Source organism: Streptomyces sp. cf386, assembly GCF_900103585.1.
Lineage (GTDB): Bacteria > Actinomycetota > Actinomycetes > Streptomycetales > Streptomycetaceae > Streptomyces.
Genome location: NZ_FNHV01000017.1, coordinates 146672 through 168052 on the forward strand (window position 1 = coordinate 146672; position 21381 = coordinate 168052).

Sequence of the window (21381 nt, forward strand, 5' to 3'; positions counted from 1 at the left end):
ACACCCGTACGTACATCTTCATATTCCGACAGGGGAGCGCCACAGCGCTGAGAGTGCGGCAACCAGGCCCGCAGACCCTCTGAACCTCGCCCAGGTCATTCTGGGTAGGAAGTTCGGTCATCACTCAAGCTGTTGCGCCCTGCCCAGGAGCCGGAAAAGGACTCCTGGGCAGGGCCGCGTCTCTTCCTGGTCCATCCCAGGAGGAATTCAGTGAGCACCACCAGGAAGTGGGCGGCCGTGGCCGTCGGGCTCGGCCTCGTCACGCTGTCCGCGTGCGGATCGTCGTCCGAGGACGAGGGCTCCGGCGGCGGGTCCAAGACCGTCACGCTCGTCAGCCACGATTCTTTCGCCGTCTCGAAGAACGTCCTCGCCGCCTTCGAGAAGCAGTCCGGGTACCAGGTCAAGGTCCTGGAGGACGGCGATGCCGGGCAGGCGGTCAACAAGGCCATCCTCACCAAGGACAACCCGCAGGGCGACGTCTTCTTCGGCGTCGACAACACCCTGCTCTCGCGGGCGCTCGACAACGGACTGTTCGAGTCGTACGAGCCCAAGGGATCCGACCTGATCCTGCCCGAGTACCGCGTCGACCAGGACAAGCACCGGGTCACGCCCATCGACACCGGCGACATCTGCGTCAACTACGACAAGGCGTACTTCAGCGAGCACAAGCTCACCCCGCCCAGCTCGTTCGACGACCTCATCAAGCCCGAGTACAAGAACCTCCTCGTCACGGAGAACGCCTCCACCTCCTCGCCCGGCCTCGGCTTCCTGCTCGGCACCGCCGCGAAGTACGGCGACGACGGCTGGCAGGACTACTGGAAGAAGCTGAAGGCCAACGGCGTCAAGGTCGTCGACGGCTGGGAGCAGGCCTACAACGAGGAGTTCTCCGGCTCCGCAGGCGGCAAGAAGGCCAAGGCGGACCGGCCGCTCGTCGTCTCGTACGCCTCCTCGCCGCCCGCCGAGGTGATCTACGGCGACCCGAAGCCGACGACCGCGCCGACGGGTGTCGCGACCGGTACGTGCTTCCGGCAGGTCGAATACGCGGGCCTGCTCAGCAACGCCAAGAACGCCGAGGGCGGCAAGGCGCTGCTCGACTTCATGCTCACCAAGACGTTCCAGGACGACATGCCGCTCAACATGTTCGTCTACCCGGTGCGCGAGGCCGCCCAGGTCCCGCCGGAGTTCACGAAGTACGGCCCCCAGGCCGAGAACCCCGAGACCATGGACCCGGCGAAGATCGCCGCCAACCGTGACGACTGGGTCAAGTCGTGGACCTCGCTCGTACTGAAGTAGCCCCGGGCAAGGGCCGTACGAACGCCTTCAAGGGCGGCGCGGCGCGGCTCGGCCTCGTCGCCGTGCCCGTCGCGTTCTTCGCGGTCTTCTTCGCCTACCCCGTCGCCGCGATCGTCGCGCGCGGTCTGAAGGTCGACGGGGTTTGGCAGTTCGGGCGTATCGCGGACGTGCTCGGGCAGTCCGACATCCGGCACGTCCTGTGGTTCACCACCTGGCAGGCGCTGGCCTCCACCGTGCTGACCCTGCTGATCGCGTTGCCGGGCGCCTATGTCTTCGCCCGCTTCGACTTCCCCGGCAAGCAGATCCTGCGGGCCGTGGTGACCGTCCCCTTCGTGCTGCCGACGGTCGTCGTGGGTACGGCGTTCCTCGCGCTCGTCGGCCGGGGCGGACTCCTCGACGAGCTGTGGGGCGTACGCCTCGACACCACCGTGTGGGCCATCCTGCTCGCGCACGTCTTCTTCAACTACGCCGTCGTCGTACGGACCGTCGGCGGGCTCTGGTCGCAGCTCGATCCGCGGCAGGAGGAGGCCGCGCGGATGCTGGGGGCGTCGCCGCTGAAGGCCTGGCGTCAGGTCACCCTGCCGGCCCTCGCCCCCGCGGTGGCCGCCGCCGCGCTCATGGTCTTCCTGTTCACCTTCACCTCGTTCGGTGTGGTGCAGATCCTCGGCGGCCCGACCTTCTCGACCCTCGAAGTGGAGATCTACCGGCAGACCTCCGAGATCTTCGACCTGTCCACGGCCGCCGTCCTGACGATCATCCAGTTCCTGGCGGTGGCCGCCATCCTCGCCGTGCACGCCTGGACGGTACGGCGCCGGGAGAGCGCCCTTCGCCTGGTGGACGCGTCGGTGACCGCGAGGCGGCCGCGCGGTGCGGGGCAGTGGGCGCTGCTGGCCGGCGTCCTGGCCGTCATCGTCGTACTCCTGCTGCTGCCGCTGGCCGTGCTGGTGCAGCGCTCGCTGGACGCCCCCGACTTCGGCTACTACCGGGCGTTGACCAGCGCCGAAGGCGGCGTCTTCCTCGTCGCTCCGATCGAGGCGATCGGCAATTCGCTGCAGTATGCCGTCGTCGCCACCCTCATCGCCGTGCTGATCGGCGGTCTGGCCGCGGCGGCGCTGACCCGACGCGACGCGGGCCGGTTCGTGCGCGGCTTCGACGCGCTGCTGATGCTGCCGCTCGGGGTGTCCGCGGTGACGGTCGGGTTCGGGTTCCTGATCGCCCTGGACGAGCCGCCGCTGGACCTGCGCAGCACCTGGATCCTGGTGCCGCTGGCCCAGGCGCTGGTCGGGGTGCCCTTCGTCGTACGGACCATGCTGCCCGTGCTGCGGGCCGTGGACCAGCGGCTGCGCGAGGCCGCCTCGGTGCTGGGGGCGTCGCCCTGGCGGGTCTGGCGTGAGGTGGATCTGCCGATGGTGCGCCGCGCGCTGCTGATCGCGGCCGGGTTCGCCTTCGCGGTGTCGCTCGGGGAGTTCGGGGCGACCGTGTTCATCGCGCGGCCCGACAATCCGACGCTGCCGGTCGCCGTGGCGCGGCTGCTGGGGCGGGCCGGCGAGCTCAACTACGGCCAGGCGATGGCCCTTTCGACGGTGCTGATGGTGGTGTGCGCGGTGGCGTTGCTGGTGTTGGAGCGGCTTCGTACGGATCGGACGGGGGAGTTCTAGATGCTGTTGAGTCTGGCGGGTGCGACCGTACGTTTCGGAGGGCGGGCCGTCCTGGACCGAGTCGACCTCGATGTCGCCGAGCACGAGATCGTGTGCGTGCTCGGGCCGAGCGGCAGCGGCAAGTCGACGCTGCTGCGGGCGGTGGCGGGGCTGCAACCCCTCGATGCGGGGGCGGTGTCGCTCGACCGGCGGGACCAGGCGGGGGTGCCCGCGCACAAGCGGGGCGTCGGCCTGATGTTCCAGGACCATCAGCTGTTCCCGCAGCGGGACGTCGGCGGCAACGTGGCCTTCGGGGCGCGCATGCACGGCGCCTCGAAGGGCGAACAGGCCGAGCGGGTGCGGGAGTTGCTCGATCTGGTCGGACTGCCGGGCGCCGCCCGCCGTGCCGTCGCCTCTCTCTCCGGCGGGGAGCAGCAGCGGGTCGCGCTGGCCCGCGCGCTCGCGCCCCGGCCACGGCTGCTGATGCTGGACGAGCCGCTGGGCCAGCTCGACCGTTCACTGCGGGAGCGGCTCGTCGTCGAACTCCGCGAATTGTTCGGGCGGTTGGGCACCACCGTGCTCGCCGTGACCCACGACCAGGGCGAGGCCTTCGCGCTCGCCGACCGGGTCGTGGTAATGCGGGACGGGCGGATCGCCCAGACCGGGACGCCGCTGGACGTGTGGCAGCGGCCCGTGGACGAGTTCGTGGCGCGCTTCCTCGGGTTCGACAACGTGGTCGAGGGCACGGTCGCCGGGGAGGCCGCCGACACGCCCTGGGGCAAGCTGCCGGTGGGCGAGGGCGCCGCGCAGGGTACCCGGACGCTCCTGGTCCGGCCGGCCGGCGTGCGGCTCGTGGCCCCCGACGCCGGGCTGCGCTGCACGGTCGCGGCGCGGACCTTCAGGGGCACGCATGTCGCCGTGCACCTCCAGCCGGGGGACGCGCCCCGCCTGGAGGCGGCGTGTGCGCTGCGGGACGCGCCGGAGGTCGGTGACGCGGTCGGGGTGGAGTTCGACGCGGCGGAAATTGTCGTGCTCGGCTGATCGCCCGGCCCATAGGGTGCGAGCCATGACGCTGCTCGCACATGATCGCTACTGCGACGAGATCGCCCACCAGGTCCGCCTGTTGAGGGCCGTGGTGACCTCCGGTGCCGACCTGTCGGCCACCGTGCCGACCTGCCCGGACTGGACGCTGGAACAGCTCGTACGGCACACGGGCGGCGCCCTGCGCTGGGTGGAGCTGATGGTGCGGACGCGGGCGCAGGAGGAGATCCCGGAGGAGCAGGTGCCGGGTGCCGAAGGCCCCGAGGGCGAGGGCGACCCCGCCGCCCTGGACGCCTGGCTCGCGGACACCGGCGAGATGCTCGTCGGTGCGCTGCGGGAGGCCGGGCCGGACGCCAAGGTGTGGGGCTGGGCCGGGGTTCTCAACGCGGGGTTCTGGGCCCGCCGTATGACCCACGAGATCACGATCCACCGCGCGGACGCCACGCTCGCCGCGAAGCTGCCCTACGACGTCGCGCCGGACATCGCCGCCGACGCGATCGACGAGTGGCTGGAGATCGTCGAGTGGGCGCAGCGGACGCTGCCGGACGACCCGTCGAGGGAGCTGCAACGCTCGGGGAGTATCCATCTGCACGCGACCGACAACACTCCCGAGCTGAACGCCGAGTGGGTCATCGACCTCACCGGTGACGCCATCGTCTGGCGGCGCGGCCACGAGAAGGCGACGGTCGCCCTGCGCGGCCCCCTCACCGCCGTACTGCTCGCCTTCTACCGTCGACTGCCGCTGGACAGCCCGGAGCTGGAGGTGCTCGGCGAGCGGGAGCTGCTGGAGTTCTGGCTGGAGCGGGCCACCTTCGGCTGACGCCGGCCGGGCAAGGCGAAGGCCCGCCCCCGGTGACGGGGACGGGCCCAAGGGCGTTGCTCTACGGGCGCGTCAGCGGTCGCTGCTCGCCCCGCGGCGGCGCATGCCGAAGAAGACGGCGCCTCCGCCGAGCGCGACCAGACCGATCGCGATGCCGGCGATCAGGCCGGTGTTGGAGTTCGCACCGGTCTCGGCGAGGCCGGAGTCACCGGTCGCCGGGGACGGGACGTTGCTCTCCGTGTCCGCGGGGGCGGTGCTCTCGCTCTCCGAGGGCGTCGGGGTCGGAGTGTCGGTCTCCTCGGCCGGGGTCGAGGGGGTGGCCGACGGCGTCGGGGCGTCGGAGGGAGCGGGCGGCTCCTCCTCCTTCTTGCAGGCCGTGGACGGCGTCGTCAGGTTCGGCTTGATGTCCTCGTCGACGTAGCCGGCGGCCTTGACGTGGACGCGGTACTCCGCGTCCGGCTTCCAGTTCTCGGCGAAGGTGATGGTGACACCCTCGCGCGAGCCCTTGACCACCTGCTCGCCGATCTTCTTCAGGTCGGCGCCGTTGTTCTGCAGGTACACGCTGATGGTCGCCGGGATCCCGCTGGGGTCCACGTCGGTGACCGTGATGACGCCCTTGTCGCCGTCGCACTTGGCTTCGGCGGAGAATTCACTGATGTTGCACGCGAGCGCGTTGCCCGCGAAGCCGAGTGCGAGCGCCGCCGAGGCGGAGGCGACACCCAGAGCGCGCACGGAACGTGCGACAGTACGGCGGTTTATGGACACGTTTGTCCTTACGAGTTGCACCACAGAGGGGGGTTGAAGAGGTTGGCGATGTGTCATCACCGTCCCCAGGAGTCTCACAGGTTTATAAGCGTGACATAAGCAGTGTCAACGTGTATGCAGCCTACGGACGTTGGCTTTGCACTCTTATTAACCACCGAGACGTTTCAACGCCTCCGGTACCTCCTCGATCCGGTCAACCAGGGCGATACGGGACTCCATCGAGCGGTCCCGCGCGAGCGACTGGAGCAGCGGCCAGGTAGGCAGCTTCTCCGTCCAGTGCGCGCGGTCGACCAGGACCATCGGGGTGGGTTCACCGCGCGACTCGTAGTAGTTCGGCGTCGCGTTGTCGAAGATCTCCTGTACGGTGCCGGCGGCGCCCGGCAGGAAGACGACGCCCGCGTTCGAGCGGGCCAGGAGGCCGTCCTCGCGGGTGGCGTTGGCGAAGTACTTGGCGATGTGGGAGGCGAAGGGGTTCGGCGGCTCGTGGCCGTAGAACCAGGTCGGGATGCCCACGGAACGGCCGCCCTTGGGCCAGCGGGTACGCACCTCGAAGGCCGCCGCCGCCCAGTCGGTGATGGAGGGCGTGAACCCCGGCGCCTTCGCCAGGACTTGGAAGGCGTCGGCGAGCATCTCGTCGTCGTACGGGGCGGCGTACGCGCCGAGGTTCGCCGCCTCCATCGCGCCCGGGCCGCCGCCGGTGGCGACCGTGAAACCGGCGCGGGTCAGCTCCCGGCCGAGCCGCGCGGCGCCCGCGTACGCCTCCGTGCCGCGGCGCATCGCGTGGCCGCCCATGACGCCGACCACCCGGGCGCCGGAGAGGAGTTCGTCGAGCGCGTCGGAGACGGAGTCGTCGTGGACCGCGCGGAGCATGGAGGCGTATATGTCGCCGTCCGCCTTGGTCTGCTGGAACCACGCGTACGCGCGGGCGTCGGGCGTGGTCTCGTAGCCGTCCGCCAGGGATGCGAAGAGCTCGTCGGGGGAGTAGACCAGGCCGCGGTACGGGTCGAAGGGCAGGCCCGGGACGGGCGGGAAGACCAGGGCTCCGTCCTTGCCGATCTTCGCGGCGGCTTCCTCGCGCATCGGGCAGCCGAGGAAGACGGCGCCCGCCGTGTCCGTGCCGAGCAGTTCGCGCGTACGGTCCGTCAGATCGACGGCCTGGACCCGGAATCCGGCGAGGCTGCCGCGCGCCGAGACGGTCGCGTCGAACTCCTCGAGCGTCTCGATCTCACGGTCGTTGTGGTGGGCCGCATGGGCGGGCATCGTCTGCACGCGCCCATGCTAGGCACCGTCCGAGGGGGCGCGGGCGTCAGCCCTCGATGGCCGACGGGTCCATCCAGACGACCTCCCAGGTGTGGCCGTCGAGGTCGTCGAACGCGCGGCCGTACATGAAGCCCATGTCCTGGATCTTGGCCGAGGCGGTGCCGCCGGCGGCGACGGCCTTCTCGACCAGGTCGTCGACCTTGTCACGGCTCTCGGCGCTCAGACAGACCAGCACCTCGCTGGTCTTCGTGGCGTCCGCGATCTCCTTGTCGGTGAAGGTCGCGTAGAACGGCCGGGTGAGCAGCATCGCGACGATGGTGTCGCTGATCACGACGGAGGCGGCGTTCTCGTCGCTGAACTGCGGGTTGATCGAGTAACCGAGCTCCGTGAAGAACTTCTTCGAGGCGTCGAGGTCGTTCACGGGCAGGTTCACGAAGATCATCTGCTGGTACGCGGGCGCGGTCATCGGGGTCTCTCCCATCGGGGTGTCTGCTGTTCGGTGGGGTAGACCGGGGTGCTGTGCGGAACTCATCGCCGGGCGGGAGATTTATTTCTCACGAGTTTTTCGGCGACGAGTGCTTGGCGAAGGCCGGTTGGCGAAGGCCCCTTGCCCACGGGCGCTCGACGGCCTCAGCTCGCCAGGGGCAGGGCCGCCAGCTCGGCCACCATCAGGGTGAGCGGGCCGAAGAAGGCCAGCAGGACGCCGATGCGCAGGGCGGCCGCGCTGCGCAGCATCGAGGTGGGGGCGCCGAGGCGGAGCAGCGCGGTCGTCGTGAGGGCGCGGGCCTGCTTGGCCTCCACAGCGGCCGTCAGGAGGGTGGCCACGGTGCAGCCGGTGACCAGGGTGACGCCGACGGTGGTGAGGGGGCCGAAGGCGGAGGTGGCGTCGGGGTCGGAGAGGGTGGCCATGGCGTACGCGCCCGAGGCCGCGGCGCAGACGATGCCGAGGGGGCGGCCGATGCGGACGGCTTCCGCCATGAGCACCCGGCCGGCCAGGAGGCGCAGGGCGCCCGGGCGCACGGCCTGGAGCAGGCGACCGCAGAGGTGGGTGAGGCCGGGGGCCGCCAGGGTGAGGCCCAGGGCGGTGGCCAGCCAGCCGAGCAGGACGCCGGCGGGGCCGGTGGGGAGGGCGGCGGGCATGGCGAGGGTGGTGCCGGTGTCGGTCGCCGCGTGGACCGCGTAGGCCTCCACGGTCAGGCCCGCGGCGATCACCGCGACGCCCCAGGGGAGGCCGGTGGGGGGTTTGCGGGGGGCCGGGATGTGGGTCACCGGGTCCGGCGTTTGCGGGGTGCCGTCCTTCTGCGGGACGAGCACCGCCCCGACGGCACGACTGTTCGCGGACGGCTCGGCGGGATTGCCTTCGCCGTCCTCCGGGGTGCCGTGCGCAGCCGCGCCGCTCCGTCCGCCCTTCCTCAACTGGGCCGCGAGCCTGCTGCCGTACTGCCGTGCCGTGCCCGGTGTGTCCGGGTGCTTCTCCTTCGGGCGCAGGGCGAACGCCACCGTCAGGGAGGCGATCGCCGGTACCGGGGTGAGGAGGGTCAGGGTGGCCGGGAGGGGGAGGGGGGCGTCCGCGGCCAGGAACTCGGCGGCCGCCCCGTCGAAGGGCATCCCGGTGAGGTCGCCCCGCAGGTGGAGGAAGAACAGCAGGGCCACCATCGAGCCGAGCGTGCAGGACAGGGCCGTGGTCGCCGCCGAGACGGCCATCAGGCGGGCCGGGCCCAGGCCGATCGCCGACAGGCCGGGGCGCGGTTTGGTGCCGGGGTCGGTGCGGGCCACCGCCAGCGCGAAGTGGATCGTCGCGGCCAGCGGCGGTAGGCACCAGGCCAGACGGAGCAGCGACGAGCCGGGGGAGTCGGGGTGGGACAGGGCGTAGCCGAGGGCGCACAGCAGCAGGAAGCCCGTGCCCGCCGACGCCGCCGCCACCAGCAGGCGGCGCAGTTGTACGGCGGGTTGGGCGCCGCGGGTCAGACGGAGAGCGAGCACGCGGCCCGGCCTTCCGTCTCCCCCGGCGGGGGCAGGTGCACCGTGTTCACGCGCCGTCCGTCCAGGAGCGTGACCTTGCGGTCGGCGAGGGGCGCCGCGTCCGCGTCGTAGGTGCTCAGGACGACCGTGATGCCGTGTGAGCGGGCCGCCGTCGTCAGGGTGCGCAGGACCTGGGTGCGGTCGCTGCGGTGCAGGGGTGCCGCCGGCTCGTCGGCGAACAGGACCGTGGGCGAGGGGGCCAGAGCCCGGGCGATGCAGACGCGCTGGCGTTCGGCCTGGACCAGCTGATGCGGGCGCTTGCGGGCCACCTCGCCGACGTCCAGGCGCTCCAGCCACTCCAGCGCGGCCGTCTTGGCTCGCCGACGGCTGGTGCCGCGCAGCATCAGGGGGAGGGCGGCGTTCTCCCAGACGTTCAACTCGGGGACGAGTGACGGGGCCGGGTCGACCCAGCTGAAACGGTCGCGGCGGAGCCGTTCGCGGTCCGTCGGGCCCATCTTGTGCACCGGCACGCTGTTGAACCAGACCTCGCCGCGCCGCACCGGGAGCAGGCCGGACAGACACTGCAGGAGGGACGTCTTGCCGCTGCCGCGCGGACCGATGACGGCGAGGACCTCACCCTCCTGGACGCCGAGCGAGACGCCGCCCAGCGCGGGTGAGCCGTCGTTGTAGGTGAAGTGCAGGGCGCGCGCCCAGAGCACGTCGTTGTCCGGCGGGGCCACCATGACGTACACCTCGCTTCTGATCCGTTTCCGTACCCGATCCCCCGTGCGGGGGAACGAAGGCTCGGCCGATCGGTCACAGGCACGCTAGGCAGCCGTCACCCGGACCCCGGACAGCACACGGCCCCGGGCCGCCGTTTCTCACTCGAACGGGCGGCTCCGGGGCCGGTGTTGATCATCCATACGGAAGATCAACTTCCGTATGTCGGCTTCCGCCGGTCGGTGGGGGCGTCAGAGCTTCGTCCACGCCTCCGCCAGCGTCGCGCGCAGGATCTGCTCGATCTCGTCGAACGTCTCCTGGTTGGAGATCAGCGGCGGGGCGAGCTGGACGACCGGGTCACCACGGTCGTCGGCACGGCAGTACAGGCCGTTCTCGTACAGCTTCTTGGAGAGGAAGCCGTACAGGACGCGCTCGGTCTCCTCGTCGTTGAAGGACTCCTTGGTGGCCTTGTCCTTCACCAGCTCGATGCCGTAGAAGAAGCCGTTGCCGCGGACGTCGCCGACGATCGGCAGGTCGTACAGCTTCTCCAGGGTGCCCCGGAACGCGGCCTCGTTGTCGAGGACGTGCTGGTTGAGGCCCTCGCGCTCGAACAGGTCGAGGTTGGCGATGCCGACGGCCGCGGAGACCGGGTGGCCGCCGAAGGTGTAGCCGTGCAGGAAGGTGTTGTCGCCCTTGTAGAAGGGCTCGGCGATGCGGTCCGAGACGATGCAGGCGCCGATCGGGGAGTAGCCCGACGTCATGCCCTTGGCGCAGGTGATCATGTCCGGGACGTAACCGAACTTGTCGCAGGCGAACATCGTGCCGAGGCGGCCGAAGGCGCAGATGACCTCGTCCGACACCAGCAGGACGTCGTACTGGTCGCAGATCTCGCGCACCCGCTGGAAGTAGCCGGGCGGGGGCGGGAAGCAGCCGCCCGCGTTCTGCACCGGCTCCAGGAAGACCGCGGCGACCGTGTCCGGGCCCTCGAAGAGGATCTGCTGCTCGATCTGGTCGGCGGCCCAGCGGCCGAAGGCCTCCGGGTCGTCGCCGTGGATCGGGGCGCGGTAGATGTTGGTGTTCGGGACCTTGTGCGCGCCCGGGACGAGGGGCTCGAACGGCGCCTTCAGGGCGGGCAGACCCGTGATGGACAGGGCGCCCTGCGGGGTGCCGTGGTAGGCGACGGCACGCGAGATCACCTTGTGCTTGGTGGGCTTGCCGACCAGCTTGAAGTACTGCTTGGCGAGCTTCCAGGCGGTCTCCACCGCCTCACCGCCGCCGGTGGTGAAGAAGACCTTGTTGAGGTCGCCCGGCGCGTGGTCCGCGATGCGCTCGGCGAGTTCCACGGCCTTCGGGTGGGCGTAGGACCAGATCGGGAAGAACGCCAGCTCCTGCGCCTGCTTGAAGGCGGTCTCGGCCAGCTCGACCCGGCCGTGCCCGGCCTGGACCACGAACAGGCCGGCGAGACCGTCCAGGTAGCGCTTGCCCTTGTCGTCGTAGATGTAGGTGCCCTCGCCCCGGACGATGGTCGGGACGGGGGCCTTCTCGTACGAGGACATACGCGTGAAGTGCATCCACAGGTGGTCGTACGCGGTCCTGCTGAGGTCCTGAGGGCTGTTGGTGCTCACGGTTATCGGGTCCTCACGGTTATCGGGTTCCCCACATGTAGGTCTGCTTCTTGAGCTTGAGGTAGACGAAACTCTCCGTCGAGCGCACTCCGGGGAGGGCCCGGATGCGTTTGTTGATGACGTCCAGGAGGTGGTCGTCGTCCTCGCAGACGACCTCCACCATCAGGTCGAAGGACCCGGCGGTCATCACCACGTACTCGCATTCGGACATGGCCGTCAACGCGTCGGCCACGGATTCCGCATCGCCCTCGACGCGCACACCGACCATCGCCTGCCGGCGGAAGCCCACGGTGAGCGGGTCCGTGACGGCGACGATCTGCATGACGCCCTGGTCGAGCAGCTTCTGGACGCGCTGGCGCACGGCTGCCTCGGACAGGCCCACGGCCTTGCCGATGGCGGCGTACGGCCGGCGGCCGTCCTCCTGAAGTTGTTCGATGATGGCGAGGGAGACGGCGTCCAACTGGGGACCTCCGCCCTTGGACTCGCGGGAGTCCCTGTGCTCTGCGCTTCGACTGGCCACGACGTCACTGTGCACGACGTCTCGATAGTTCCGCAAGGTCGAGGCAATGAAATTCGTTGTTTACGTGACTGAGACCTGCGGATTTCGCAGAAGTGGTGGCAGTGGGGGTGTTGAAAACGTGGGGCAGCCGATTAGGGTGGGTGTCTCAGAGAGTGGACAGTCACAAGCAGTGAAAACCTGACAGGAGGCCGGCAGTGAGCACCGAGCTGCGTCGTCTGCGCAACTACATCGATGGTGAGTTCCGGGACGCCGCCGACGGACGGACCACCGAGGTGGTCAACCCCGCGACGGGCGAGGCGTACGCGACCGCGCCGCTGTCCGGACAGGCGGACGTCGACGCCGCGATGGAGGCCGCCGCCAGGGCCTTCCCCGCCTGGCGTGACGCGACCCCCGCCGAGCGCCAGAAGGCGCTGCTGAAGATCGCGGACGCCTTCGAGGAGCGCGCCGAGGAGCTGATCGCCGCCGAGGTGGAGAACACCGGCAAGCCGATCGGGCTCACCCGGTCGGAGGAGATCCCGCCGATGGTCGACCAGATCCGCTTCTTCGCCGGTGCGGCGCGGATGCTGGAGGGCCGGTCGGCCGGTGAGTACATGGAGGGGCTGACCTCGATCATCCGCCGTGAGCCGATCGGCGTCTGCGCGCAGGTCGCGCCCTGGAACTACCCGATGATGATGGCCGTGTGGAAGTTCGCGCCGGCCCTCGCGGCGGGCAACACGGTCGTGCTGAAGCCGTCGGACACGACCCCGGCGTCGACCGTTCTGATCGCCGACATCATCGGCTCGGTCCTGCCCAAGGGCGTCTTCAACGTCATCACCGGCGACCGGGACACCGGCCGCCTGATGGTCGAGCACCCGACCCCGGCGATGGCCTCCATCACCGGCTCGGTGCGGGCCGGTATGTCGGTCGCCGAGTCCGCGTCCAAGGACCTCAAGCGGGTTCACCTGGAGCTGGGCGGCAAGGCGCCGGTCGTCGTGTTCGAGGACACCGACATCGCCAAGGCCGTCGAGGACATCTCGGTCGCGGGCTTCTTCAACGCCGGTCAGGACTGTACGGCCGCCTGTCGCGTCCTGGTCCACGAGGCCATCCACGACGAGTTCGTCGCCGCGCTCGCCAAGGCCGCCGCCGACACCAAGACCGGTCAGCCGGACGACGAGGACGTGCTGTTCGGCCCGCTCAACAACCCCAACCAGCTCAAGCAGGTCGAGGGCTTCATCGAGCGGCTGCCGGCGCACGCGCGCGTGGAGGCCGGTGGCAAGCGGGTCGGTGAGAAGGGCTACTTCTTCGCGCCGACCGTGGTCTCCGGCGTCAAGCAGGACGACGAGATCATCCAGAAGGAGGTCTTCGGGCCGGTCATCACCGTGCAGTCCTTCTCGGACGAGGCGCAGGCCGTCGAGTGGGCGAACGGTGTCGAGTACGCGCTCGCTTCGTCGGTGTGGACCAAGGACCACGGGCGGGCGATGCGGATGTCCAAGGCGCTGGACTTCGGGTGCGTGTGGATCAACACGCACATTCCGCTGGTCGCGGAGATGCCGCATGGCGGGTTCAAGAAGTCGGGGTACGGCAAGGACCTTTCGGCGTACGGGTTTGACGACTACACGCGGATCAAGCACGTCATGACGTCGCTGGACGCGTAAGCGGTCGGATTTCGGCTGCGGGTGCGTGGGGGCTGGTCGCGCAGTTCCCCGCGCCCCTTCAGCGGCGTGATCGACAGGGTGTCTGGTGGGGGCCGTTCTGCTCGACGGGGAGTCCATTGCCTGGCCCGGGGCCACGGCGGCATGCTTCCGCAATGGCCCTCCCCTCGATGAACTCCCCGTTCTCCCGTCGGAACCTGTTGCGCGCACTCGGTGGGGGCGTGCTGGTCGGTGGGCTTGCCGGATGTGGTGTGCGGCCCGCGTACGTGTCGCCCGGCGACCGGGCCGCCACCGACGTCTCCGCCACCGACAAGCGGCTGACCTGGGCGAACTGGCCGCTGTACATCGACACCGACGACGAGGACGAGACGCGGCGGCCGACGCTGGAGGTCTTCGAGAAACGCACCGGCATCTCGGTCGAATACGTCGAGGAGATCAACGACAACGACGAGTTCTTCGGCAAGGTCAGCCCGGCCCTGATGAACCATCAGCGCACCGGCCGCGACCTCATCGTCATCAGCGACTGGATGTGCGCCCGGTTCGTACGGCTGGGCTGGGTGCAGGAGATGGACCGGGCGCGGCAGCCGAACGTGACGAAGTACCTGGACCCGCAGCTGCGGTCACCGGCCTTCGATCCCGGACGCGCGTACACGGTGCCGTGGCAGTCCGGCATCACCGGCATCGCGTACAACCACCGCAGGCTGGGCCGCGAGATACGGCACGTCTCCGACCTGTGGGCGAGCGACCTGAAGGGCCGGGTCACGCTGCTCTCCGGCCTGGACGAGGCCTTCGCGCTGCTCATGCAGGGCAACGGCGTCGACATCACCAAGTGGACGGCGGACGACTTCCACACGATCTGCGACCAGGTCGAGAAGCAGGTGCGCGGCGGCCAGATCCGCCGCTTCACCGGCAACGACTACATCAAGGACCTGTCGAGCGGCGATGTCCTGGCCTGCCAGGCGTACTCCGGCGACGTCATCCAACTCCAGGCCGACGACCCCGACATCCGCTTCGTCGTCCCCGAAGAGGGCGCCGAACTCTGGTCGGAGTCCCTGATGATCCCCAACCTGGCCCGCCACAAGGCCAACGCCGAGCGGCTGATCGACTACTACTACGAGCCCGAGGTCGCCGCGGAGCTGGCCGCCTGGGTCAACTACGTCTGCCCGGTCCCGGCCGCCCAGGACGTCCTCGCCTCCGCCAAGGACGAGGAGACCGCCGCCCTGGCCGAGGATCCGCTGATCTTTCCGGACAAGGCGATGCGGGGGCGCCTGGCGATCGCGCGGGACATCACGGCCGGGGAGCGGGTGGGGTTCGCCAAGCGGTGGAACGTGATCGCGGGGTTGTAGGGGTTGTAGGGGTACGGCGGTCACGTCCCGGCAGCGTCGTCCTCCGAGAGCAGTGCGTTCACGCGTTGCAGCAACATCGGTGACACCCACCTCGACCGTGACGGCATGCGCCGCTTCGCCCTCGGAATGGAACAGACCTTTCCCGACTCGCGAAGTGGTCGGCCGCACGCCCCGGCCGAACCGCCGGTCGCGGTCAACGACGACGGACCGCGGAACATGCTGCTCGTACAGAACCTGCGCGACGTGCCGACACCGCACCAGGGCGGGAAGTTGAGCGGACGGCCCTGCGGTTCTGCGTTCTTGATGAAATTTGGTGTGCAGATATGTTGACCCTTGTTCGAGATCGCCTCTACTTTGCGGGAGCCACAGAGCCGCCGGCCTGCACCTGGGGTTGCGCGGACGGAACTACCCAGAAGGGGATGTCGTGCCACGAAAGAACCATCGCCGAACAGCTTGCCTGGGGGCCTTGCTGGCCGGCGCCACGGCATTCGGCGGAGCCCTCACCTCCCCGGCGTCCGCCGCTCCCGCAGCCGCCTCCCGCCATGCCCCGCCGCCGCCCGTCAGCGACTTCCGCGGGGTCAACTGGGCCGACCCGCGCGACAACTACGCCGATGACGCGGTCGTACCCTCGGGCCTGTCCACCTCCGACAGCTACGCCACGACCTACGCCAAGTCCAGGGCGATCATCGGCGGGTTCGCCAAGCTCGGCGCCAACACGGTGCGTCTGCCGGTCAATCCGACGTCCGTGAACGGCCCGTTCTGGAAGTCGTACCGGGGTGCGATCGACGCCGCCACAGCCAGGGGCTTCAAGGTCATCCTGGGCTACTGGGAGGCCGACAACGCCAAGGACGGCAAGATAGACGACCAGGCGTCCTGGGACCGGATGTGGGCGCGGATCACCTCCGCCTACGGGCGTAACTCCAAGGCGTACTTCGAGCCGATGAACGAGCCGTTCGGCTACACCGCCCAGGAGTGGACCGACATCGCCGCGAAGTGGGTGAACACCCACCGGGACGTGCCCCGCGACCGGATCCTCATCAGCGGTTACAAGTACAGCGAGGACGTCAAGCCGGTCTGCGCCGACAGCCGACTCGACGGCACCCGGATCGCCCTGCACAACTACGGCTTCTGGCACACCGACTGGACCAGCGTCGACCAATGGAAGGCGGACTTCAAGGAGCGCATCGGCACCTGCGCCTCGCGCACCATCCTCGACGAGTTCGGCGCGACCATGACCTCCGGCCTGGACTACAACGGCCCGGTCAACGGCTCCAGCGAGGTCGCCTACATCCAGGCCGCGACCGACACCATCCGGGAGTTGGGCCTGGGCTCGGTCTACTGGCCCGGCCTGCGCAACGGTGACACCTACTCCCTCACCACCCTCCAGGGCACCGGCACCCGCCTCAGCCTGACGGTGAACAACCAGAGCGGGCTCGACCGCCTGCACTGGGCCTGGAAGCAGTGACAGCGGCGCGACAGCCGTGACGCCCCGCTAGAGGAACGGCCCCCGCCGATGCACCGCCGTCCGCCCCACCGTCGCCGCCAGCTTGCGCAACCGGCGCCAGTCCATGCGGGGGCCGCGCGGGGGGACTCCGGGGCGTTTGCGGGGGACGCGGACGCGTAGGGCGCCGGGGGTGATGCGGCAGTGGACCGGGGCGGGCAGGACCATGGCCTCGCCGTCGATGCCGGCCTCGATCTCCGCGCGGTCGGCCTCGATGACCACGTCGGGCGCGGTGAGGATGGTGAGGCCGCGCGGCGCGGGGTCGATGATCAGCGCGGCGGCCTCGGCCGCGCTGTCCACCCTGATGCCGAGCACTCCGAGGACGCCGGCGTCGAGGCGGTCGCGGCGGCCGAGTCCGAAGGGATCGTCGGTGCGGTAGGGGTTGTTGCTGACCAGCACGGCGTGCGGGGCGTCGAGCGTCGTGCCCGCCGCGCGTGCGGTCAGCAGCGGGCCCTGCTGGCGGCTGAGCAGGTCGGGCAGCAGCTCCAGGGTGGTGCCGATCTTGTCGTCGCGGTAGGAGGGGCTCTGCACGATGGCCGCGTACGCCCCGAAGGACGCGTTGTTGACGAAGGGGCGGCCGCTCGCGAACCCGAGGTCGACGCGGAGTTCCACGCCGTCGGTGAGCGCGTCGAGGCAGGCGGCGGGGTCGTCGCGGTCGAGGCCGAGGTCCATGGCGAAGTGGTTGCGGGTGCCGGCGCTGATCACCAGGAACGGGATGTCGTACGCGGCGGCGATGGCCGCGACCAGCGCCTGGGTGCCGTCCCCGCCCGCGACACCCAGTAGATCCGCGCCCTGCGCCACGGCCTCGCGGGCCAGGGCGGTGACGTCCTGGTGCTCGTCCGCGTCGAGGAGGATGACATGGGCGCCGAGCTGCTCGGCCCGCTCCTTGAGCGCGAAGCGGACCACCTTGCCGCCGCCCGAGCGCGGGTTCATGATCAGATACGGCCGCTTCGGTGGCGCCGCCTTCCGCTCCCGCATCACCCGCACTCGCGTGCTGCCCGTGCCCCGCAGCGCGTACCGGCCGCTCCACACGGCCAGCGTCCATAGCGCCACGGACACCAGCAGCGCCCAGAAGAGGGTCGCCGCGAACAGGGCGACAAGGGCGGCCGGCACCACCACGGCCAGCACGGCCGCCGCCCAGCGCAGCGGGCCGCGCAGGGTCAGCGTCCACCACACCGCGACCGCGCTGAGGCACAGCCCCGCGGCGCCGGCCACCAGCAGCAGCACACCGCCGACCCCGCCGTAGGCGAGCGGCACGAGCACCGCGAGCCCCGCCGCGGCCAACGCCGTACGCGCCGCCCACCGCTGACCTCGGTAGGCCCGCTCGCTCAAGTCCCAGCTCATGATCTCTCCGTTCGCCGCGGACATCGTAGAGCGGGCGCGTTACGGGCGCGTCCGGCGCGGGCCGCACATCGGCGATCAGGGAGGGGAGCACGGGGAATCTACTTTTGAACATGTTCAACGCTGCCGTACGCTACCCCCATGAGCGACAGAGCCGCCCTGCTCAAGGGCATCCGCGTCTGGCTGGCCCTTTTCGTCGTCTGCCTGGTGCTCAGTGGCGCCACGGCCTTCCCCCTCGTCCACGAACTGCGCTGGACCGAGGACCTGTTGCGCGCCCTGTCCGTGCCGGAGCACCTGCCCGGCCTCATGGACTGGGTCGAGCGCGTCCGGCGCGGGCTCGACACCGCCGACGCCGACTACCCCTTCCTGCTCTACGGCACCGACTGGCTGGCCTTCGCCCACCTCGTCATCGCGGTCGCCTTCTACGGCCCCTACCGCGACCCGGTCCGCAACATCTGGGTCGTCGAGTTCGGGATGATCGCCTGCGCCGGCATCATCCCGCTGGCCCTGATCTGCGGGCCGATCCGCGGCATCCCCTTCTGGTGGTCGGTGATCGACATGTCCTTCGGCGTCTTCGGGGTGATCCCGCTCTACGTCGTACGGAAGAAGATCAAGCGGCTGGAGGCGCTGACCGAGCGGTCGGCACCTCCAGCCGCTGCCGCCGTCGTCAGCGGTTGAACGCCGGGAAGGCGAAGCGTCGGGCGATGGCCTCGCCGTCGCCCCTCGCGTCGGTCGAGTTGACGGAGTAGACGACGGTCCGGGACAGATTGCGGGTCGCCGCGACGACCGTGTGGTAGCCGGGGCGGGATCCCGTCTTGGCCCAGACCGTTTGGCCGTTCAGCTCGAACGGCGTGAACGGCGCGGCCATCGTGGCGTCCACCGCCTTCGGCACCGCGAACATCTCCTTCAGCTGCGGCTCGGGGACGACACGCCCCTCGAACACGCCCACCAGCAGCCGTTCGAGGTCCGCGGTCGTCGAGATCATGTCTCCGGCCGCCCATCGGTCGGACATGTTCCAGTCGGTCACGTCCACCAGCTTTCCGTCGATCCACTCGTAGCCGCGGTTGTGCGGACCGTGGACGCGGGGGTCGGGGCCGTCGGGGAACGACGTGTGCCGCATGCCGAGCGGGCGGAAGATCCGTACGGCCGCCTGGTGGGCGTACGAGTCGCCGGTGACCCTCTCGATCAGCATGGCCAGCACGGTGTAGTGGATGTTGCCGTAGACCTGCCGCTCGCCGGGCGCGTACTCGGGGTCCGGCCCCTTGGCGACGGACGCGGCGACGACTTCGGCCGGGGTCAGGGTCTCGAAGCGGTGCGGGTACATCTCCTCGGTGGTGTCGCCGAGCGACGCCCCCGGCCGCAGTCCGCTGGTGAAGTTCAGCAACTGCCGTACGGTGATGGGCGCGAAGTCCTCGGTGAGCAGGCCGGGCAGGTACTGCTGCACCGTGCCGTCGAGGGAGATCCGCCCCTCGGCGGCGAGTTGCAGCGCGATCGCCGCGGTCACGACCTTCGTCGTCGAACCGGCCCGGAAGCGGGCGTTCTCCAGCGCCGGGGCCCCGGTTCTCAGGTCGCGCACCCCGGCCGACCCGTGCCAGCTCCCCTTGCCGCCGACGCGGATCAGCGCGGCCGTCGCGTCCTTGTCGGGCAGTCCGGCGAGCGCCGCGCACAGGGCCTTGACGTCGGGACCGTCCTCCGGGGCGGTCTCGATCGCCTGCGCGGAGCACGACGATGACGACGCGGGGCGCGCGGAGGCCGTGCCCGCCAGCGGCAGTGCGGTCAGGGTCAGGACCAGCGCGGAGGTGAGGAGGGTGGGAAGCGGGCGTACGTGCATCTGCTGCTCCTGGAGGTGGGTGGGGATGTCCGGTGGAAGTTCCGTGATCATCCTCAGGGCGTTCGGGCCTCCGCCGGATCGTCGGTGAGGAGGGGCTGCGACCCTGGCGAAGCCCGGAGCAAGTGCCGTACAGAACAAGGGTGTTGTCAGGGATCGCCCTTACGGGCGTCGGTCCGGGAGCGGTCTGCGACAGTCCTCGCCACCGGTTGCCGAAAAAGTGTTATCGACCCCCTCTTCACTGCGTCTCCACTCGCGTCCCGTCATCCCCCACACCCGGGAGAACTCCCATGCCCCGCCCGCCCCGGAAGCGGAATGTGACCTCCGACATAGCCAACAGTGCAGGTCAGGCTGAGAAGGTGCGTACGGGCAGCAAATGACCCGGGAGAGGACGTACGTGGACGAGGCAGCCGGCAGGCAGTGGCGCGCCACCATCGCGGCGGCGCAGGCCGGTGACCGGCAGGCGCTGGACGAACTGGTCGAGGGCTGGCTTCCGCTCGTCTACAACGTGGTCGGGCGCGCCCTGAACGGCCACGCCGACGTCGACGACGTCGTCCAGGAGACCATGCTGCGCGCCGTCGACAACCTCGGCTCGCTGCGCGACCCGGACAGCTTCCGCTCCTGGCTCGTCGCCATCGCCATGCGCCAGATACGGGACCGCGCGCGCCGCAGACAGCCCGCCCCCCTCGATGAGTCGGCCGCGCGCGAGGCCACCGACTTCGCCGAACTCACCGTGCTGCGGCTGCAGTTGGAGGGGCAGCGCCGCGAGGTCGCGGAGGCGGTGCGCTGGCTGGACGACGAGGACCGGCAGCTGCTGTCGCTGTGGTGGCTGGAGGTCGCGGGCGAGCTGACCCGGCGTGAACTGGCCGCCGCGGCCGGCATCAGCCGGCAGCACGCCGCGGTCCGCGTCCAGCGGGTGAAGGAACGGCTGGAGACCGCGCGCGGCATCGTCCGGGCCCTGGACGGCGCCTGCCCCGGCCTGCGCGATCTGACCGGCCGCTGGAACGGCCGACCCGACTCGGTCTGGCGCAAGCGACTGGCCCGGCACATCAGGGGCTGCGGCTACTGCGGCGACACCCGCGAGGCCGTCGTACCGGCGGAACGCCTCCTCGTCGGCATCGCCCTCGTCCCGATCCCCGTCGGCTTCACCCTCTCCCTGGCCTTCGGCGGCAAGACGGCGGTCGCGGCGACGGCCACGGCGACCTCCGTCGGCTGGTCCGCCAAGGTGATGGCCGCGATCACCCAGCCCGCCGTCGCGGTGACGGCCGGCGCGACGTTCGTCGCGGGCGGCGCCTACGTCGTCACCCAGACCCCGGACGCCCCGCCCCCGCGTGCGTCCGCCCCGACGGCGGCCAGCACGGCCCGCCCGCCGTCGTCACCCACGCCGTCCGTGTCACCGTCGGCGACGCCCTCACCGTCGCCGTCACAGACGCGCAAGGTCGAGCTGTACGGCACGGTCGTCGACGCCGTCGACCAGGCCCCCGACCCGAACACCGAACCGGCCGCCCTGCCGCGCCGCCCCGAGTCCGGCATCACCAGCACCGGCGGCGCGCACGCCGTGATGAACCACCGCGGCGACAGCGTCACACTCACCGGCCAGGGCTATGTCCTCGTCCGCTGGCAGATCTCGCCGCAGTACCGGTCGGGCAGCCTCGTCATGCCGGCCTGGACCGGCCTGAAGGGCAGGCTCTTCCACGTCGCCTCGGGCGGCGGCCGCCGCATGGACGACCAGGTCAGCAGCACCGACACCTCCGCCACCGGCATGGGCAACTCGACCACCGGCTACGCCGTCCCGCCGTCCGGCACCCAGCAGATGTGGCAGAACGAGTGGTTCTACGTCGACGGCAGCGTCACCCTCGTCCAGAACGAACGCGGCGCCGACTACGGCCTGAGCGTGTTCCCGTCGAACTGGAAGGCCGTGAACGAGGACATCAACTACGGCCCACCCGACGGCGCGACCCGCTACGGCCTCGTCCGCGACACCGGCAAGGACGACACACCTGTTCCGCAGTACGTCACCCGCGCGACCCCCGTGGACGCGGCGACCGTGCCTCAGAAGTCCCGGGTGCAGCGCTCCTGAACGACGACCCG

19 protein-coding genes and 1 riboswitch are annotated in these 21381 nt (G+C 70.4%); of the genes, 10 read left to right on the forward strand and 9 right to left on the reverse strand.

Features of this window, described 5'->3' with window-relative positions; genetic code table 11:
* Nucleotides 1-20 precede the first annotated feature (20 nt).
* Nucleotides 21-129, forward strand: a riboswitch (TPP riboswitch).
* Nucleotides 130-210: 81 nt separating this feature from the next.
* The 4 genes from BLU79_RS35580 to BLU79_RS35595 are packed head-to-tail and all read left to right on the forward strand — an operon-like array spanning nucleotide 211 to nucleotide 4791.
* The gene (locus BLU79_RS35580; protein ID WP_093910165.1) at nucleotides 211-1293 is read left to right on the forward strand and encodes a thiamine ABC transporter substrate-binding protein; all 1083 of its coding nucleotides are present in this window, start codon (nucleotides 211-213) and stop codon (nucleotides 1291-1293) included.
* Nucleotides 1269-2951, forward strand: a complete 1683-nt coding sequence (locus tag BLU79_RS35585) for an ABC transporter permease (protein ID WP_093910113.1) — start codon at nucleotides 1269-1271, stop codon at nucleotides 2949-2951. The genes BLU79_RS35580 and BLU79_RS35585 overlap by 25 nt, the downstream gene beginning before the upstream one ends.
* Nucleotides 2952-3971: an ABC transporter ATP-binding protein gene (locus tag BLU79_RS35590; protein ID WP_093910114.1), complete on the forward strand. Its 1020-nt coding sequence runs from the start codon at nucleotides 2952-2954 to the stop codon at nucleotides 3969-3971.
* A gap of 25 nt (nucleotides 3972-3996) precedes the next feature.
* The gene (locus BLU79_RS35595; protein ID WP_093910115.1) at nucleotides 3997-4791 is read left to right on the forward strand and encodes a maleylpyruvate isomerase family mycothiol-dependent enzyme; all 795 of its coding nucleotides are present in this window, start codon (nucleotides 3997-3999) and stop codon (nucleotides 4789-4791) included.
* 72 nt (nucleotides 4792-4863) lie between these two features.
* On the opposite strand, the gene BLU79_RS35600 is transcribed toward BLU79_RS35595, so the two are convergent.
* The 7 genes from BLU79_RS35600 to BLU79_RS35630 all read right to left on the reverse strand — a co-directional run bounded on the left by BLU79_RS35600 (nucleotide 4864) and on the right by BLU79_RS35630 (nucleotide 11658).
* Nucleotides 4864-5523, reverse strand: coding sequence for an LAETG motif-containing sortase-dependent surface protein (locus tag BLU79_RS35600; protein ID WP_256333583.1), 660 nt, complete (start codon nucleotides 5521-5523; stop codon nucleotides 4864-4866).
* A gap of 180 nt (nucleotides 5524-5703) precedes the next feature.
* Nucleotides 5704-6825, reverse strand: a complete 1122-nt coding sequence (locus tag BLU79_RS35605; RefSeq protein WP_093910117.1) for an LOG family protein — start codon at nucleotides 6823-6825, stop codon at nucleotides 5704-5706.
* Between the two features lie 37 nt (nucleotides 6826-6862).
* A complete protein-coding gene (locus BLU79_RS35610) occupies nucleotides 6863-7282 on the reverse strand; it encodes a VOC family protein (RefSeq protein ID WP_093910118.1) in 420 nt (139 codons plus the stop codon).
* Nucleotides 7283-7446: 164 nt separating this feature from the next.
* The gene (locus tag BLU79_RS35615; protein ID WP_093910119.1) at nucleotides 7447-8799 is read right to left on the reverse strand and encodes a hypothetical protein; all 1353 of its coding nucleotides are present in this window, start codon (nucleotides 8797-8799) and stop codon (nucleotides 7447-7449) included.
* Nucleotides 8781-9521, reverse strand: coding sequence for an ABC transporter ATP-binding protein (locus tag BLU79_RS35620; RefSeq protein ID WP_093910166.1), 741 nt, complete (start codon nucleotides 9519-9521; stop codon nucleotides 8781-8783). The genes BLU79_RS35615 and BLU79_RS35620 overlap by 19 nt, the downstream gene beginning before the upstream one ends.
* A gap of 228 nt (nucleotides 9522-9749) precedes the next feature.
* The gene (locus BLU79_RS35625) at nucleotides 9750-11123 is read right to left on the reverse strand and encodes an aspartate aminotransferase family protein (RefSeq protein WP_093910120.1); all 1374 of its coding nucleotides are present in this window, start codon (nucleotides 11121-11123) and stop codon (nucleotides 9750-9752) included.
* 19 nt (nucleotides 11124-11142) lie between these two features.
* The gene (locus BLU79_RS35630) at nucleotides 11143-11658 is read right to left on the reverse strand and encodes an Lrp/AsnC family transcriptional regulator (protein ID WP_093910121.1); all 516 of its coding nucleotides are present in this window, start codon (nucleotides 11656-11658) and stop codon (nucleotides 11143-11145) included.
* A 179-nt stretch (nucleotides 11659-11837) separates the two neighbouring features.
* Between BLU79_RS35630 and BLU79_RS35635 the strand changes: the two genes are divergently transcribed.
* The 4 genes from BLU79_RS35635 (at nucleotide 11838) to BLU79_RS35645 (ending at nucleotide 16085) form a co-directional block, all read left to right on the forward strand.
* Nucleotides 11838-13277, forward strand: coding sequence for a gamma-aminobutyraldehyde dehydrogenase (locus tag BLU79_RS35635; RefSeq protein ID WP_093910122.1), 1440 nt, complete (start codon nucleotides 11838-11840; stop codon nucleotides 13275-13277).
* 152 nt (nucleotides 13278-13429) lie between these two features.
* Complete coding sequence (locus BLU79_RS35640; protein WP_093910123.1) at nucleotides 13430-14620, forward strand: polyamine ABC transporter substrate-binding protein; 1191 nt, start codon at nucleotides 13430-13432, stop codon at nucleotides 14618-14620.
* A 105-nt stretch (nucleotides 14621-14725) separates the two neighbouring features.
* Entirely contained in the window at nucleotides 14726-14950 is a 225-nt protein-coding gene (locus tag BLU79_RS49400; protein ID WP_107489329.1) for an alpha/beta hydrolase family protein, read from the forward strand.
* A 94-nt stretch (nucleotides 14951-15044) separates the two neighbouring features.
* The gene (locus tag BLU79_RS35645; protein WP_093910124.1) at nucleotides 15045-16085 is read left to right on the forward strand and encodes a glycoside hydrolase family 5 protein; all 1041 of its coding nucleotides are present in this window, start codon (nucleotides 15045-15047) and stop codon (nucleotides 16083-16085) included.
* Between the two features lie 27 nt (nucleotides 16086-16112).
* Here BLU79_RS35645 and BLU79_RS35650 read toward each other — a convergent pair whose 3' ends face one another.
* Nucleotides 16113-17465, reverse strand: a complete 1353-nt coding sequence (locus BLU79_RS35650; protein WP_093910167.1) for a diacylglycerol/lipid kinase family protein — start codon at nucleotides 17463-17465, stop codon at nucleotides 16113-16115.
* 138 nt (nucleotides 17466-17603) lie between these two features.
* Here BLU79_RS35650 and BLU79_RS35655 point away from each other — a divergent pair, with 138 nt between their 5' ends.
* Nucleotides 17604-18140 (forward strand): hypothetical protein, encoded by a 537-nt coding sequence (locus tag BLU79_RS35655; RefSeq protein ID WP_093910125.1) that lies wholly within the window; start codon nucleotides 17604-17606, stop codon nucleotides 18138-18140.
* On the opposite strand, the gene BLU79_RS35660 is transcribed toward BLU79_RS35655, so the two are convergent.
* Nucleotides 18130-19293 (reverse strand): serine hydrolase domain-containing protein, encoded by a 1164-nt coding sequence (locus tag BLU79_RS35660; protein ID WP_093910168.1) that lies wholly within the window; start codon nucleotides 19291-19293, stop codon nucleotides 18130-18132. The two genes, BLU79_RS35655 and BLU79_RS35660, sit on opposite strands and share 11 nt — an antisense overlap.
* 373 nt (nucleotides 19294-19666) lie before the next feature.
* Here BLU79_RS35660 and BLU79_RS35665 point away from each other — a divergent pair, with 373 nt between their 5' ends.
* Nucleotides 19667-21370: an RNA polymerase sigma factor gene (locus BLU79_RS35665; RefSeq protein WP_093910126.1), complete on the forward strand. Its 1704-nt coding sequence runs from the start codon at nucleotides 19667-19669 to the stop codon at nucleotides 21368-21370.
* Nucleotides 21371-21381: the final 11 nt, after the last annotated feature.

Bases quoted from the DNA above. Each gene is read 5' to 3' on its own strand.
- BLU79_RS35590 (WP_093910114.1), top strand. From the start codon at position 2,952: ATGCTGTTGAGTCTGGCGGGTGCGACCGTACGTTTCGGAGGGCGGGCC.
- BLU79_RS35595 (WP_093910115.1), top strand. From the start codon at position 3,997: ATGACGCTGCTCGCACATGATCGCTACTGCGACGAGATCGCCCACCAG.
- BLU79_RS35610 (WP_093910118.1), bottom strand. From the start codon at position 7,282: ATGACCGCGCCCGCGTACCAGCAGATGATCTTCGTGAACCTGCCCGTG.
- BLU79_RS35620 (WP_093910166.1), bottom strand. From the start codon at position 9,521: ATGGTGGCCCCGCCGGACAACGACGTGCTCTGGGCGCGCGCCCTGCAC.
- BLU79_RS35640 (WP_093910123.1), top strand. From the start codon at position 13,430: ATGGCCCTCCCCTCGATGAACTCCCCGTTCTCCCGTCGGAACCTGTTG.
- BLU79_RS49400 (WP_107489329.1), top strand. From the start codon at position 14,726: ATGCGCCGCTTCGCCCTCGGAATGGAACAGACCTTTCCCGACTCGCGA.
- BLU79_RS35650 (WP_093910167.1), bottom strand. From the start codon at position 17,465: ATGAGCTGGGACTTGAGCGAGCGGGCCTACCGAGGTCAGCGGTGGGCG.
- BLU79_RS35655 (WP_093910125.1), top strand. From the start codon at position 17,604: ATGAGCGACAGAGCCGCCCTGCTCAAGGGCATCCGCGTCTGGCTGGCC.
- BLU79_RS35660 (WP_093910168.1), bottom strand. From the start codon at position 19,293: ATGCACGTACGCCCGCTTCCCACCCTCCTCACCTCCGCGCTGGTCCTG.
- BLU79_RS35665 (WP_093910126.1), top strand. From the start codon at position 19,667: ATGACCCGGGAGAGGACGTACGTGGACGAGGCAGCCGGCAGGCAGTGG.